This is a genomic window from Actinoplanes couchii, assembly GCF_016862075.1.
GTDB lineage: Bacteria > Actinomycetota > Actinomycetes > Mycobacteriales > Micromonosporaceae > Actinoplanes > Actinoplanes couchii.
In genome coordinates this window covers 27070-44202 of sequence record NZ_BOMG01000064.1, presented here as the reverse complement: position 1 = coordinate 44202, position 17133 = coordinate 27070, and the positions used below count along the sequence as shown (strand labels likewise).

At 75.5% G+C, this 17133-nt stretch carries 1 protein-coding gene (only partly in view); it reads left to right on the top strand.

From position 1 onward, the window contains the following. A protein-coding gene (locus Aco03nite_RS26105) for a type I polyketide synthase (protein WP_203798814.1) crosses the window boundary here: on the top strand, window positions 1-17133 show its 3' portion. 3090 nt of this gene lie to the left of the window's left edge; only the last 17133 of its 20223 coding nucleotides appear in the window; its start codon lies beyond the left edge, outside the window; the stop codon is at window positions 17131-17133.

Genomic DNA, 17133 nt, shown 5'->3' with positions numbered 1-17133 from the left:
GAGGTGGCGCTGCCCTCCGGCGTGACCGACGGCGCCGCGTACGGCGTGCACCCGGCCCTGCTCGACGCCGCCCTGCACCTGGCCGCCCTGGACGGCGACCCGGCCCTGGCCACCGGCTGGCGCGGGGTCACCCTGCACGCCGCCGGCGCCTCGATGCTGCGGGTGCGCCTGGTCCGCGACGGCGACACCGTGACCCTGGCCGCCGCCGACGTCGAGGGCGCCCCGGTGCTCACCGCCGCCGCGGTCACCCTGACCGCCCCGGCCGCGCACACCATCACCCGGCCGGCCGCCGACGACGGCCTCTTCACGGTCACCTGGGTACCGGTCGAGGTGACCGGCCCGGCCCCGGACGTGGTGACCGTGCCGGTGCCCGGGATCACCGGGATCACCCCGGAGGGCGTACGCGCCGCGGTCGCCGACGCCCTCGTCCTGCTCCAGCAGCACCTGGGCACCGGCGCGCGCCTGATGTTCGTCAGCCGGGCCGGCGACGACCCCGCCGTCGCCGCCGTGCACGGCCTGATCCGCTCGGCGCAGGCCGAGAACCCGGGCCGCTTCCTGATCGTCGACACCGACGACAGCGCCGCCCCGGACGGCCTGCCCGCGCTGCTCGCGGCCGGTGAGACCCAGGTCCGGATCCGTGACGGCCGGGTCCTCGCGGCCCGCCTCACCCCGCGGACCGGCCCGGACGTGCCGGCCCCGGTCATCTTCGACCCGGACGGCACCGTCCTGATCACCGGCGGCACCGGCGGTCTCGGGGCCGAACTGGCCCGGCACCTGGTCGCCACCGGCCGCACCCGTCGCCTGCTGCTGCTCAGCCGGCGCGGCCCCGAGGCGCCCGGCGCGGACGACCTCGCCGCCCTGGACGCCGAGGTCACGATCGTCGCGTGCGACGTCACCGACCGTGAGCAGCTGGCCGCCGCGATCGCCGGGCACCGGCTCACCGCCGTGGTGCACACCGCCGGCGTGCTCGACGACGGTGTCGTCTCCTCGCTCACCCCGGAACGGCTCGACGCGGTCCTGCGGCCCAAGGTGGACGCCGCCTGGCACCTGCACGAGCTGACCGCGGACCAGGACCTGGCCGCGTTCGTGCTGTACTCGTCGGTGTCCGGCCTGATGGGCGCCGCCGGCCAGGGCAACTACGCGGCCGGCAACAGCTTCCTGGACGCGCTCGCCGGGCACCGCCGTACCGCCGGGCTGCCCGCCCTCTCCCTCGCGTGGGGCGCCTGGTCCCAGGACCGGGGCATGACCGCGACCCTGGGGGAGCGGCAGACCCGCCGGATGACCGACGCCGGCGCCCCGCTGCTGAGCCTCGCGCAGGGTCTCGCCGCGTTCGACGCTGCGCTGCACCACGACAGCGCCCTGATCGTCCCGCTCGCCCCCGGCACCGGCCGGGCCGCCGCCCGCGGACCGGTGCCGGCACTGCTGCGCGCCCTGGTCCGCCCCGGCCGCCGCCGTGCCGCGGACGGTCGTGACACCCCGCGCACCGGCGCGGCCGCCCGCCTGGCGGAGCTCCGCGCCGAGGACCGGGAACGCTTCCTCACCGACCTGATCCGGGCCGAGGCCGCCACCGTGCTCGGCCACGCGTCGGCCACCGCGATCGGCAGCGACCGGGAGTTCCGCCAGCTCGGCTTCGACTCCCTGACCGCGCTGGAACTGCGCAACCAGGTCGGCGCCGCCACCGGCCTCACCCTGCCGGCCACCCTGATCTTCGACTACCCGACACCGCGGGTGCTCGCCGCGCACCTGCTCGCCGAACTGTCCGGCGCCGTCGCCGACGTCCCGGTGCCCACCACGACCGGTGCCGCCTCGGACGACCCGATCGTCATCGTCGGCATGGCCTGCCGTTTCCCCGGCGGGGTGCAGAGCCCCGAGGACCTGTGGCGGCTGCTCACCGACGGCGCCGACGCGATGTCCGAGTTCCCCACCGACCGTGGCTGGGCCGACGGGCCGCTCGCCGACGTCACCGGCCAGGGCGGCTTCCTGACCGGCGCCACCCGCTTCGACCCCGGCTTCTTCGGCATCTCCCCGCGGGAGGCGTCCGCGATGGACCCGCAGCAGCGGCAGCTGCTCGAAGTGTCCTGGGAGGCCGTCGAACGGGCCGGGATCGACGCCCGGTCGCTGCGCGGCAGCCGCACCGGCGTCTTCATGGGCACCAACGGCCAGGACTACACCCAGCTCGTCATGCAGAGCAGCCGGGACTCGGTGGAGGGGCACGCCAGCACCGGGCTGGCCGCCGCCGTCATCTCCGGCCGGCTGTCCTACTCGTTCGGCTTCGAGGGCCCGGCCCTGACCGTCGACACCGCCTGCTCGTCGTCGCTTGTCGCGCTGCACCTGGCCGCCCAGTCGCTGCGCTCCGGGGAGTCGTCGCTGGCCCTGGTCGGCGGCGTCACCGTGATGTCCACCCCGATGAACTTCGTCGGCTTCACCGCACAGGGCGGCCTGGCCTCCGACGGCCGCTGCCGGGCGTTCTCCGACGACGCCGCCGGCACCGGCTGGTCCGAGGGTGTCGGCGTGCTCGTCGTGGAACGCCTCTCCGACGCCCGCCGGCACGGCCACCGGATCCTGTCGGTGGTCCGGGGCTCCGCGCTCAACCAGGACGGCGCCAGCAACGGCCTCACCGCACCGAACGGTCCCGCGCAGCAGCGGGTCATCCGCGCCGCGCTGGCCGAGGCGGGCCTGCGGGGCCGCGACGTCGACCTGCTCGAAGCGCACGGCACCGGCACCCGGCTCGGCGACCCGATCGAGGCGCAGGCGCTGCTCGCCACCTATGGCCAGGACCGCGAGACCCCGCTGTACCTGGGCACCGTCAAGAGCAACATCGGCCACACCCAGGCCGCCGCCGGTGTCGCCGGGCTGATCAAGGCGGTGCTCGCCATCGGGCACGCCACCCTCCCGCGCACCCTGCACGTGAGCGTCCCGACCAGCCACGTGGACTGGACCGCGGGCGCGATCGAGCTGCTCACCGAGGAGAAGACCTGGCCCGATGCCGGGTACGCCCGCCGGGCCGGTGTCTCCTCGTTCGGGCTGTCCGGCACCAACGCGCACGTCATCCTGGAGGAGCCGCCGCCCGTCGCGGACACTCCCGCCGAACGGCATGTCCCGGCCGTACTGCCGCGGCTGGTGTCCGGTGCCACCGAGGCCGCGCTGACCGCGCAGATCGAGCGGTTGTCCGGCCTGGACGCCGACCCGCTGGACGTCGCGTTCTCCCTGGCCACCGGCCGGGCCGCGCTGGAACACCGGGCCGTGCTGATCGACGGGCGCGAGGTCGCCCGGGACACCGCCGCCGAGCACATGCTCGCCGTGCTGTTCACCGGGCAGGGCTCGCAGCGTGCGGGCATGGGGCAGGAGCTCGCCGCCCGGTCCCCGGTCTTCCGGGAGGCGTTCGACGCGTGCCGGTCCCGGCTGCAGATCGACTGGGACGATCTGGACGCGACAGGCAATGCGCAGCCCGCGATCTTCGCTTTCGAGGTGGCGCTGTACCGGCTGCTCGAATCGTTCGGCGTGCGGCCGGAGGTGGTCGCCGGGCATTCGATCGGTGAGATCGCCGCAGCACACGTGGCGGGCGTCTTCTCCCTGGACGACGCGTGCACCCTGGTCTCCGCCCGGGCCCGGCTGATGCAGGCGCTGCCCGCCGGTGGCGCGATGATCGCGGTGCAGGCCACCCCCGACCAGATTCCGGCCGGTGTGGACATCGCCGCGATCAACGGCCCGGACTCGGTGGTGATCTCCGGTCCGGCCGAGCAGGTGGAGGCGGTCGCTGCCGGGTTCGAGCGGACCAAGCGCCTGGCGGTGAGCCACGCGTTCCACTCGGCGCTGATGGAGCCGATGCTCGACGAGTTCCGCGACGCCATCGCCGGCCTGACCTTCGCCGAGCCGCGCATCCCCGTCGCCATGACCGGTGACGTCACGACGCCCGAGTTCTGGGTGCGCCACGTCCGGGACACGGTCCGCTTCCACGACACCCTGACCGGGCTGACCACCCGTGGCGTTACCGCGTTCCTGGAGATCGGCCCGGACGGTGTGCTATCCGCGATGGCCACCGACGTGACGGTGATCCCGGCGGTGCGCCGGGACCGCGACGAGGAGACCGGTGTCGTCACCGCCCTGTCCCGGCTGCACGCGACGGGTGTGCGGGTGGACTGGGCGGCGTTCTTCGCCGGCACCGGCGCCCGCGCGACCGATCTGCCCACCTACGCCTTCCAGCACGACCGCTACTGGCTCGAACCCGCCGCGCTGCCCGCCGGTCCCGTCGCGGACCCGGCGGACGCCGAGTTCTGGGCCGCGATCGAACGCGCCGACTTCGACGCCGTCGCCACCGAACTCGGCCTGGACGGCGACGCGGTGTCGGCGGTGCTGCCCGCCCTGTCCGCCTGGCGCGGACGCCGTCGCGGCGCGGCCACCGTGGACTCCTGGCTCTTCCACGAGTCCTGGGTGCCGCTGACCGACCTGCGCCCGGCCGCCCCGCTCGGCAGCTGGGTCGTGGTGGCCACCGACGGCGACCCGGACGCCCCGGCGATCGCCGCCGCGTTCGGCGCCTCCGTCGTCGACTTCGACGACGTGCCGGCCGCCGGTGTCGACGGCCTGGTGGTGCTGCCCGGCCCGGACGGCGACGGCGACGTGCCGGCCGGTGTGACCCGGCTGCTGACGGTCGTCCAGCGCGCCACCGCCCCGGTCTGGGCGCTGACCCGGGGCGCGGTCGCCACCGGGCGGGCCGACGCGGTCATCGACCCGCGTGCCGCCGCGGTGTGGGGCCTCGGCCGGGTCGCCGCGCTGGAACAGCCGGCCCGCTGGGGCGGCGTGATCGACCTGCCCGCCGCTCTCTCCTCCGACCTGCCCGACGGTCCGTCCGCCGGCCTTTCCTCCGGTCTGGACGATCGGTCCCTGCGACGGCTCGTCGCGGTGGTCACCGGCGGCTCCGGCGAGGACCAGGTCGCGATCCGGGCCGCCGGTGTCTTCGGCCGCCGCCTCGTCCCGGCGCCGAAGACCACTGCCGAGCCCTACGAGCCCACCGGCACGGTCCTGATCACCGGCGGCACCGGTGCGCTCGGCGCCCGGGTCGCCCGGGACCTCGCCGACCGTGGCGTACCCCGCCTGGTGCTGGTCAGCCGCCGCGGCGAGGACGCGCCCGGAGCTGCCGACCTGCACCGGGACCTGACCGCACGCGGCACCGAGGTGACCGTGGCCGCCTGCGACGTCGCCGACCGCGACCAGCTGACCGCGCTGCTCGCCGAGCACCCGGTGACCGGTGTCGTGCACACCGCCGGTGTCCTCGACGACTCGACGATCGAGGCGCTCACCCCCGAGCGTTTCGACGCCGTCTTCCGGGCCAAGGTCACCTCGGCCCTGCTGCTCGACGAACTCATCACCGACGCGCACATGTTCGTGCTGTTCGGATCGTCGGCGGGCGCGGTGGGCAACCCCGGCCAGGCCAACTACGCCGCGGCCAACGCGGTCCTGGACGCGCTCGCCGCCCACCGCCGGTCCCGCGGCCTGGCCGGCACCTCGATCGGCTGGGGCGCGTGGGCCGGCGACGGCATGGCCGCCCGCGCCGAGGCCGGCAGCGCCCTGTCCCGGGTCGGTGTCGGCGGCCTCGACCCGGAGCTGGCGCTGACCGCGATGTGGCGGGTGGCCGAGGGCCCGGCCGCCGCGCCGCTGGTCGCCGAACTCCAGCAGCCGCAGCTTCTGACCGCGCTGCTCAGCCTGCGACCCAGCCCGCTGCTCGCCGGGCTGCCCGCCGCGCGTGCCGTCGCCGCGACCGTCGAGGCGACCCGACGGCAGAGCGCGGACGCCGGCTCGGACCTGCGCCGCACGGTGCACACACTGCCCGAGGCGGACCGCGTGGAGCCGGTGCTCGACCTGGTCCGCACGGTCGCCGCGACGGTCCTCGGCCACAGTGGCCCGGCGGCGATCAGCCCCGGCAAGGCGTTCCGGGACATCGGCTTCGACTCGCTGACCGCCGTCGAGCTGCGCAACGCTCTGGCCGGGGTCACCGGCCTGACCCTGCCGGCCGGGCTGGTCTTCGACTTCCCGACCCCGGCCGTCCTGGCCGAGCATCTGCTGGCCGGGCTGCTCGGGCAGGACGCCGGTAGCGCCACGACGGAGACCGTGGTCGTCACCGACGACGCGATCGCGGTGGTCGGCATGGCCTGCCGGTTCCCCGGCGGCATCACCACCCCCGAGCAGCTCTGGGACACCCTGGCCGCCGGCCGCGACGTGATCGGGCCGCTCCCGGACGACCGCGGCTGGGAGCAGACCCCCGCCGACTTCCGCGGCGGATTCCTGCACGGCGTGGCCGACTTCGACCCGGAGTTCTTCGGCATCAGCCCGCGTGAGGCCCTGGCCATGGACCCGCAGCAGCGGCTGCTGCTGGAGACCTCCTGGGAGGCGGTGGAGCGGGCCGGCATCGACCCGAGTTCGCTGCGCGGCAGCCGGACCGGCGTGTTCGTCGGCACCAACGGCCAGGACTACCAGCGGCTCGTGCTCGCCGCCCGGGAGGACATGGAGGGGCACGCCGGCACCGGCCTGGCCGCCAGCGTCATCTCCGGCCGGCTGTCCTACACGTTCGGGCTGGAGGGCCCGGCGGTCACCGTCGACACCGCCTGCTCGTCCGCCCTGGTCGCGATGCACCTGGCCGGGCAGGCGCTGCGCGGCGGCGAGTGCTCGATGGCCCTGGTCGGCGGCGTGACGGTGATGGCCACCCCGACCAGTTTCGGCAGCTTCGACAGGCAGGGCGGCCTCGCGCCGGACGGTCTGGTCAAGGCGTTCTCCGGAGACGCCGACGGCACCACCTGGTCGGAGGGCGCCGGCATCCTGCTGGTCGAGCGGCTGTCCGACGCCCGCCGCAACGGCCACCCGGTCCTCGCCGTGGTGCAGGGCTCGGCGGTCAACCAGGACGGCGCGTCCAACGGCCTGACCGCGCCGAACGGCCCGGCCCAGCAGCGGGTGATCCGGCAGGCCCTCGCTGCCGCCGGTCTGCGGGCGTCCGACGTGGACGCGGTCGAGGCGCACGGCACCGGCACCCGGCTGGGTGACCCGATCGAGGCCGAGGCGCTGCTCGCCACCTACGGCCAGGACCGGCCGTCGCCGCTGCTGCTCGGCTCGGTCAAGTCGAACCTCGGGCACACCCAGGCCGCCGCCGGCGCGGCCGGACTGATCAAGATGATCATGGCGTTCCGGTACGAGGAACTACCGCGCACCCTGAACGTCACCGAGCCCTCGCCGCACGTCGACTGGACCACCGGCGCGGTCCGCCTGCTCACCGAGGGCACCGCGTGGCCCCGGGGCGAACGCCCGCGCCGGGCCGGTGTCTCGTCGTTCGGCATCAGCGGCACCAACGCCCACGTGATCATCGAGGAGCCGCCCGCGGAACCGGCCACCCCGGACACCGGACGGCCCGCCCCGCGGTACGTCCCCTGGCCGCTCGCCGCCCGGGGAGCCGCCGCCCTGGACGCCCAGGCCGAACGGATCACCGCCGTCCCCGCCGACCCGCACGACGTCGGTCTCGCGCTGGCCACCACCCGGGCGGCCCTGTCGCACCGCGCGGTGCTGGTGGACGGCGCCGAGGTGGCCCGTGGCACGGCCGGCGAACCGGTCCCGGCGGTGCTGTTCACCGGGCAGGGCAGCCAGCGCCTCGGCATGGGCCGGGACCTGTACGCCCGCTTCGAGGTGTTCGCCGACGCCCTGGACCTGGTGATCGCCGAGATCGACCCGTACCTGCCGCGCCCGCTGCGTGACGTGATGTGGGGCGACGACGCCGACGAGCTGAACCGCACCGGGTACGCCCAGCCGGCCCTGTTCGCGATCGAGGTGGCCCTGTTCCGGCTCGCCGAGTCGTTCGGGCTGCGCCCGCGCTACCTGGCCGGCCACTCGATCGGTGAGGTGGCCGCCGCGCACGTGGCGGGTGTCTTCTCCCTCGCCGACGCGGCCCGCCTGGTCGCCGCCCGCGCCAACCTGATGCAGGCGCTGCCCACCGGCGGGGCGATGGCCGCGCTGCGGGCCGGCGAGGACGAGGTCCGCCCGTACCTGACCGACGGCGTCACCATCGCCGCGGTGAACGGCCCGGCCTCGGTCGTGGTGTCCGGCACCGAGGAGGCGGTTGACGCCGTCGCCGCCCGGTTCGCCAAGGTCACCCGGCTCGCGGTCAGCCACGCCTTCCACTCCCCGCTGATGGACCCGATGCTCGACGGGTTCGGCGAGGTGGTCGCCGGGCTCACCGCCCACGAGCCGCGCATCCCGATCGTGTCCACCCTGACCGGACGGCTCGCCACCGCCGCGGAACTCGCCCGCCCCGGCTACTGGGTCGAGCACGTCCGCCAGGCGGTCCGCTTCCACGACGCCGTCGGCGCCCTGACCGGCCTGGGTGTCACCACCCTCGTCGAGCTGGGCCCGGACGGCGTGCTCAGCGGCATGGCCGCCGAGTCGGTACCGGCCGGCACCGAGCTGGTGCCGGTGCTCCGGAAGAACCAGCCCGAGGACCTGGCCGCGGTCAGCGCGCTGGCCAGGCTCTGGACGGCAGGCCTGCCGATCGTCTGGACGGCCTGGTTCGAGGGCACCGGCGCCCGGCCGGCCGCGCTGCCGACGTACCCGTTCCACCGGCAGCGGTTCTGGCCGGGTGTCCGGGTCGGCATGCGCCCCGGCGGCGACCTGTCCGGCCTCGGCCTCGGCTCGCCCGGCCACCCGCTGCTCGGCGCGTCGATGACCGTGGCCGGATCGGACGAGCTGGTGCTCACCGGCCGGATCTCCGCGGCCGACCAGCCCTGGCTCGCCGACCACGTCATCGGCGGCACCGTCCTGTTCCCCGGCACCGCCTTCCTGGAGCTGGCCCTGCGCGCCGCCGACCTGGCCGGCTGCGAACGTGTCGAGTCGCTCTCGCTGGCCACGCCGCTCGGCCTGGCGCCGCAGCAGGCGGTCGCCGTGCAGGTCTGGGTCGGTGCGGCGAACGCGGACGGCCGCCGGGCCCTCGGTGTCTTCTCCCAGCCGGCCGACGACCCGTCCGGCTCGTGGACCGAACACGCGACCGGCTTCCTGACCGTCGCGGCCACCGGACAGCCCGACTTCGACGCGACGCAGTGGCCGCCGGCCGGCGCCGAGCCGATCCCGGTCGACGGCCTCTACGACCAGCTCGCCGACGGCGGCCTGGTCTACGGCCCGGCCTTCCGCGGGCTGCGGGCGGCCTGGCGGCACCAGGGCGACGTGCTCGCCGAGGTGACGCTGCCGCAGGCGGGTGACGAGGCCGCGATGTACGGCGTGCACCCGGCCCTGCTGGACGCCGCGCTGCACGGCATCGGCCTGGTCGAGGACGCCGGGCAGGGCCTGCCGTTCGAATGGTCCGGGGTGTCGCTGCACGCCACCGGCGCCGCGCTGCTGCGGGTCCGGCTGCGCCGCACCGGATCCGACTCGGTGGCGGTCACCGTGGCCGACGCCGCCGGTGGCCCGGTGCTGACCGCCGAACGGCTCACCATCCGTACCCCGTCGGCGTCCCCGCACGCCACCGTCACCTCACCGGTGCTCGACTCGCTGTTCCACATCGACTGGACCGTCACCGAACCGGCCGGGGCGCCGCAGCCGTGGACGATCCGCGGCGACGACCCGTTCGGCCTGGCCGCGCTGCTGCCGCCGGCCGACGGCGAACCCGAGGTGGCGATCGTCGCGATCACCGGCGGCGCGAGCCCGGAGACGGTCCACGCACTCACTAGCTCCGTGCTCGCCGAACTGCAGACCGCGACGCTCCGGACCGTGTTCGTCAGCCGTGGCGCGGCGACCGCCGGCGACCACGGAGTCACCGACCTGGCCGCCGCCGCGGCGTGGGGCCTGGTGCGCTCCGCCCAGGCGGAGAACCCGGACCGGTTCGTGCTCGTCGACCTGGACCCCGCGACCGATGCGGGCGACAGCGAGGCGGTGCGGCGCGCGGTCTTCGCCACCGACGAGACCCAATTGGCGGTACGCGGAACCACCGTGCTCGCCCCGCGCCTGGCCCGGCTGTCCTCCGCCCCCGCTCTGGTCCCGCCCCCGGACCGGGCCTGGCGGCTGGCCACCACGGCCAAGGGCAGCCTGGACGCGCTGGCCCTGGTGCCGGCGCCCGAGGAACTCGCGCCACTGGCCCCCACCCAGGTCCGGGTCGCGGTCCGGGCCGGCGGCCTGAACTTCCGGGACGTGCTCAACGCGCTCGGCATGTACCGCGGTGAGGCGGGCCCGTTCGGCGCCGAGGCGGCCGGTGTGGTCACCGAGGTCGGCGCCGACGTCACCGGCCTGGCCGTGGGCGACGCCGTGATGGGCATGATGTTCGGTGGTTTCGGCCCGGTCGTGGTGGCCGAGGAGCACTACCTGACCCGGATCCCGGCGGGCTGGACGTTCGAGCGGGCCGCCTCGGTGCCGCTGGTCTTCCTCACCGCGTACCACGCCCTGGTCGACCTGGCGGACGTGCGGCCGGGGGAGCGGGTGCTGGTGCACGCCGGTGCCGGCGGTGTCGGCATGGCGGCGATCCAGATCGCCCGCCACCTGGGCGCCGAGGTGTACGCCACCGCGAGCGAGGCCAAGCACGACGTGCTGCGCGGCCTCGGTATCGACGGCGACCACCTCGCCTCCTCACGGACCGTCGCGTTCGCCGAGAAGTTCGCCGGCGGTGTCGACGTGGTGCTCAACGCGCTCACCGGCGAGTTCGTCGACGCCTCGCTGAGCCTGCTGCCGGAGACCGGCGGCCGGTTCCTGGAGATGGGCAAGGCCGACCTGCGTGACCCGGCGAGCATGCCGGGCGTGGACTACCGGCCGTTCGACCTCGGGCAGGTCGACCCGAACCGGGTGCAGCAGATGCTCGTCGCGCTGGTCGAGCTGTTCGCCGCCGGCGCGATCGAGCCCCTGCCGGTCCGGTCCTGGGACGTGCGCCGCGGCGCGGAGGCGTTCCGGTTCATGAGCATGGCCAAGCACGTCGGCAAGATCGTGCTGACCGTGCCCGAGCCGTGGGATCCGGACCGTACGGTCCTGATCACCGGCGGCACCGGCGGCCTCGGCGCCGAACTCGCGAAACACCTGGTCGCCACCCGCGGCACCCGGCGGCTGCTGCTGCTGAGCCGCCGCGGCCCGGAGGCGCCCGGCGCGGCCGAGCTGACCGCCGGCCTGATCGAGGCCGGCGCCCGCGTGGACGTGGTGGCCTGCGACGTCGCCGACCGCGACCAGCTCGCCGCGGCGATCGCCGGGCACCGGATCGGCGCCGTGGTGCACACCGCCGGTGTGCTCGACGACAGCGTGGTGACCGCCCTGACCCCGCAGCGGCTCACACCGGTGCTGCGGGCCAAGGTGGACGCCGCCTGGCACCTGCACGAACTGACCCGCGACCAGGCGACGGCGTTTGTCCTCTACTCCTCGGTCTCCGGCGTGATGGGCGCCGCGGGCCAGGGCAACTACGCGGCCGGCAACAGCTTCCTGGACGCGCTCGCCGCGTACCGGCAGGGTCTGGGGTTGCCCGCGATCTCGCTGGCCTGGGGCGCCTGGTCGCCGGAGGCGGGCATGACCGCGAGCCTGGACGCCGCCTCGCTGCAACGGCTGGAGCGCTCCGGCATGCCGCCGCTGCCGCTGGACCTCGGGCTGTCGCTGTTCGACGCGGCCACCGCGGCCGACCTGCCGCTGCTGGTGCCGACCCGGATGGTGGCCGCTTCCGACCCGGCCCCGTTCCCGGGCGCGGTGCCGCCGATGCTGCGCGGCCTGGTCCGTACCCGCCGGGTCGCGGTGTCCGGCGGAGCCGCCACCAGCGGACTGGACCGGCTCAACCCGGCCGAGCGGGCCCGCAAGGTGCTCCAGCAGGTCCGCGACGAGGCGGCGGTGGTCCTCGGGCACACCTCCGGCGCCGCTCTGGACAGCACCCAGGAGTTCCGGCAGCTCGGTTTCGACTCGCTGACCGCCGTCGAGCTGCGCAACCGGCTCGGCGCCGCGTTCGGGCTCAGCCTGCCCGCCACGCTGGTCTTCGACTACCCGACACCCCGGCTGCTGGCCGAGCACCTGCTCGCCGAGCTGTTCGGCGACGACCAGGACGAGCACGACGACGCGGTGCAGGTGCTCGACGACGCCGTGGCGATCGTCGGCATGGCCTGTCACTTCCCCGGCGGGGTGCACTCGGCCGACGAGCTGTGGCAGCTCTTCGTCACCGGCCGCAACGCGATCGGGGAGTTCCCCACCGACCGGGGCTGGGACCTGGCCATGCTGGCCGGCGGCGACGCGGGCAGCAGCATCACCCAGCGCGGCGGGTTCATCGACAAGATGGCCGACTTCGACCCCGGGTTCTTCGGCATCGCCCCGCGGGAGGCGCTGCAGATGGACCCGACCCAGCGGCTGCTGCTGGAGACCTCCTGGGAGGCGATCGAGAAGAGCGGCATCGACCCCGGCTCGCTGCGCGGCAGCCGGACCGGCGTCTTCGTCGGGGCCGGTGGCGCCGACTACGCCCACCTGCTGCTCGGCTCGCTGGAGAGCCTGGACGGCTACAACGGCATCGGCACGCTGCCGAGCGTCACCTCCGGCCGGATCTCGTACACCCTCGGTCTCGAGGGCCCGGCCATGACGATCGACACCGCCTGCTCGTCGGCGCTGGTCGCGATGCACCTGGCGGCGCAGGCGCTGCGCGGCGGCGAATGCTCGCTGGCGCTGGCCGGCGGCGCGCAGCTGATGTCCGGCCCGGGCGCCTTCATGGAGTTCACCCAGCAGGGCGGCCTGGCCGCCGACGGGCAGTGCAAGCCGTTCTCCGACGACGCCGACGGCACCGCCTGGTCCGAGGGCGTCGGCGTGATCGTGCTGGAACGGCTCGCCGACGCCCGGCGCAACGGCCACCAGGTCCTCGCCGTGATCAAGGGCTCGGCGGTCAACCAGGACGGCGCGTCGAACGGGCTCACCGCACCGAACGGCCCGTCCCAGCGGCGCCTGATCCGGCAGACCCTGGCGTCGGCGGGCCTGAGCCCGGCCGATGTGGACGCGGTCGAGGCGCACGGCACCGGCACCAAGCTCGGCGACCCGATCGAGGCGCAGGCGCTGCTGGCGACGTACGGCCAGGACCGTGAACACCCGCTGCTGCTCGGCTCGGGCAAGTCCAACCTCGGCCACACCCAGGCCGCCGCCGGTGTGGTCAGCGTGATCAAGATGGTGCAGGCGCTGCGGCACGGCATCCTGCCGCAGACCCTGTTCGCCACCGAGCCCACCACCCGGGTGGACTGGACGGCCGGCAAGGTCGAGCTGCTGACCGAGAGCCGGGCCTGGCCGGAGACCGGCCGCCCGCGGCGCGGCGGTGTCTCGTCGTTCGGCATCAGCGGCACCAACGCCCACCTGATCCTGGAACAGGCGCCGGACGTGCCGGCCACGCCGCCGGCGCCGGTCACCGCGGTCCCGGCCGTCGTGCCGCTGCCGGTCTCGGCCCGGACCGCGGTCGCGCTGGACGCCCAGCTCGATCTGATCCGCGCTGTCGAGGCCGAGCCGCTGCACCTCGGGCACTCGCTGGTCGCCTCCCGGGCCGTCCTGGAACACCGGGCGGTCCTGCTGGCGGGCACCGACGGCGTGATCGAGGCCGCCCGCGGCACCGCGACCGACCGGCGGCTGGCGGTCCTGTTCACCGGCCAGGGCTCGCAGCACACCGGGATGGGCCGGGAGCTGTACGCCCGGTTCCCGGTCTTCGCGGCGGCCCTCGACGAGGCGTACGCGCTGCTCGGCGACGTCGACCGGGACGACCTGGACGCCACCGGCAACGCCCAGCCGGCGATCTTCGCCCTGGAAGTGGCCCTGTACCGGCTGATCGAGTCGTTCGGCATCGTCCCGGAACGGCTGGCCGGGCACTCGATCGGCGAGATCGCGGCCGCACACGTGGCCGGGGTGCTGTCGCTGGCGGACGCCTGCACGCTGGTGTCGGCGCGGGCGCGGCTGATGCAGGCGCTGCCGGCCGGCGGTGTGATGGTGGCGGTGCAGGCGTCCGAGGACGAGGTCACCCCACTGCTCACCGGCGGTGTGTCGCTCGGCGCGGTGAACGGGCCGCGCTCGGTGGTGCTGTCCGGTGTCGAGGACGAGGTCCTGGCGGTCGCCGCCCGGTTCGGGAAGTCCCGGCGGCTCACCGTGTCGCACGCGTTCCACTCGGTGCTGATGGAGCCGATGCTCGACGAGTTCCGTACCGTCGTGGCCGGTCTGACCTTCCACCCGGCCGCGCTGCCGGTGGTGGCCGCCGGTGACGTGACCGACCCGGAGTACTGGGTCCGGCACGTGCGCGACACCGTCCGGTTCACCGACACGGTCGGTACCCTGGCCGACGCCGGGATCACCGCGTACCTCGAGGTCGGCCCGGACGGGGTGCTCGCCGCCCTGGCCGCCGGGCAGACCGCCGACGACACGGTCGCCGTGCCGCTGCTGCGCAAGGACCGCCCGGAGGAGGCCGCCGCGCTGACCGCGCTGGCCCGCCTGCACGTGTCCGGGATCGACGTCGACTGGACCCCGGTCTTCGCCGGCACCGGCGCGCAGCGCATCGACCTGCCCACCTACCCGTTCCAGCACGAACGCTTCTGGCCGGCCGGCGGCGGCTCGCGGGGCGGTGACGCCACCGGCCTGGGCCTGCGCCCGGCCGGGCACCCGATGCTCGGCGCGGCCCTGTCGATGGCCGGCGGTGACGGGCTCGTCCTCACCGGACTGCTCTCGGCCCACGGCCAGCCCTGGCTGAGCGGGCACCTGGCACACGGCGAGATCCGGTTCCCGGAGAGCGGCCTGGCCGAACTCGCCGTCCGTGCGGCGGACCTGACCGGCCACGGCCGGGTGGCCGCGCTGACCGTCACCGCGCCGGTGGCCCTCGGCACCGACGCCGAGGTGCAGATCCGGGTGACCGGCACCGCGTTCACCGTGCACACCCGCCCGGCCGGCACCGACGCCGGCTGGACCGCCTGCGCCACCGGCGAACTCGCCGTCGACGCCGGGACCGCCGAATCGTTCGGCTGGCCGTCCGACGTACCCGCCGAACCGGCCGGCGACCTGCTCGGCGCTCCCGGCATGGAACTCGCCCCGCTGTTCCGCGGGGTCCGCGAGATCCGCCGCCACGGCGACGAGGTGTTCGCCGAGGTGGCCCTGCCCGAGGACGTCACCGACGCCGCCCGGTACGGCATCCACCCCGCCCTGCTGACCGCCGCCCTGCTGGCCGGCCCGGACGGGGTGCCCACCGGCTGGCGCGACCTGACCCTGCACGCCACCGGAGCCACCGTGCTGCGGGTACGGCTGGCCCCGGCCGGCCCGGACACGGTCGCGCTGACCGCCGTCGACCTGGACGGCGCCCCGGTGCTGTCCGCCGCCGCCGTCACCCTGACCGAACCGGCCGCCCCTCGGTCGGTGCGGACCGACCCGCTGCTGCGCCTGGACTGGACGGTGACCGAACCGGACGGATCCCCGGTGATGTGGGCCGTGGTCGGCGACCCGATTCCCGGGTTCGCCGCCCCGGCGGTGCCCACGCTCGCCGACCTGCCGATGGTGCCCGACCTGGTGCTGGCCCCGGTACGGGTGGACGGCGGCGCCGACCCGGCGTCCGCCGCACACGACACCGCCGCCCGGACACTCGACCTGCTGCAGGACTGGCTCGTCGACCAGCGGTACACCGGCTCCCGCCTGGTGGCGCTCACCCGCGGCGAACTGGCCACCTCGACGGTCGCCGGCCTGGTCCGCGCGGCCGCCTCGGAGAACCCGGGCAGCTTCCAGCTCGTCGAGACCGACGGCAGCGACGCCTCGCTGCGGGCCCTGGACCGGGTGGCGGCACTGGCCGACGAACCGCACGTGCGCCTGACCGGCGGCACGGTGACGGTGCCCCGGCTGGCCCGGGCCGGTGCGATGACCGGCGGACGGGACTGGGATCCGGACGGCACCGTGCTGATCACCGGCGGCACCGGTGGTCTCGGCGCCGAACTGGCCCGGCACCTGGTCGCCGCCCGCGGCGTCCAGCGCCTGCTGCTGGTGTCGCGGACCGGCCTCCAGGCCGACGGGGCCCCGGCCCTGCGCGACGAGCTGGCCGCGCACGGCGCCGAGGTGACCGTGACCGCCTGCGACATCACCGACCGGGACGCGGTCACCGCCCTGGTCAAGAGCATCCCGGCCGAGCATCCGCTGACCGCGGTGGTGCACACGGCAGGTGTGCTCGACGACGCCACCGTCGGGTCGCTCACCCCGGACCGGCTGGCCGCGGTCCTGCGGCCCAAGGTGGACAGCGCCTGGCTGCTGCACGAGGCGACCCGGCACCTGGACCTGGCCGGATTCGTGCTCTACTCGTCGGTCGCCTCGGTGCTCGGCGCGGCCGGTCAGGCCAACTACGCGGCGGCCAACGCCTTCCTGGACGCCCTCGCGGTCTTCCGGCACGAGCAGGGACTGCCCGCGGTCTCGCTGGCCTGGGGACCGTGGGACCACACCGGCATGTCGGCCGGGCTGAGCGGCCGGTCCGACCTGCCGCTGCTGCCGGTGGCCACCGCTCTGGCCATGTTCGACGAGGCCGGGCGGGGCGACGAGCCCCTGCTGGTGCCGGCCCGGTTCGCCGCCGACATGCCCGGCCTCGCCGTGCCGTCGGTGCTGCGCGGCCTGGTCCGGCCGGCCCGGCGCACGGCCGGTGGCCGGACCACGGCCACCGGGCTGCACCAGAAGCTGGAACCGCTGACCGCGGACGAGCGGGCGGCCCTGCTGCTCGACCTGGTCCGCGAGCACGCGGCGGGTGTCCTGGGGCACCCGTCCGGCGCCGCGATCGAGCCGGTCCGGGAGTTCCGGGCCCTCGGTTTCGACTCACTGAGCGCGGTCGAACTGCGCAACAGCCTGTCCGCGGCCACCGGGCTGCGACTGCCGGCCACGCTGGTGTTCGACTACCCGACCCCGGCCGTCCTGGCCGGGTTCCTGGGCACCGAGCTGTTCGGCGCTCCCGAGGAGGGGGCGGCGCTGCGCGGCGAACTGGACCGGCTGGAGGCCGCCCTGGCCGGCAGCTCCCAGGCGGACCTGGACTCCGCACGGGTGGCGGCGCGGCTGCGTGAGCTGCTCGCCCGCCTCACCGGCGGTTCCCCGGACACCGGCGAGAACGCCGTGTCCGACCAGATCAAGGCGGCTAGTGCCGCCGACATCTTCGCATTCATCGACAACGAGCTCGGCCGTGGCAACAAGGACTGA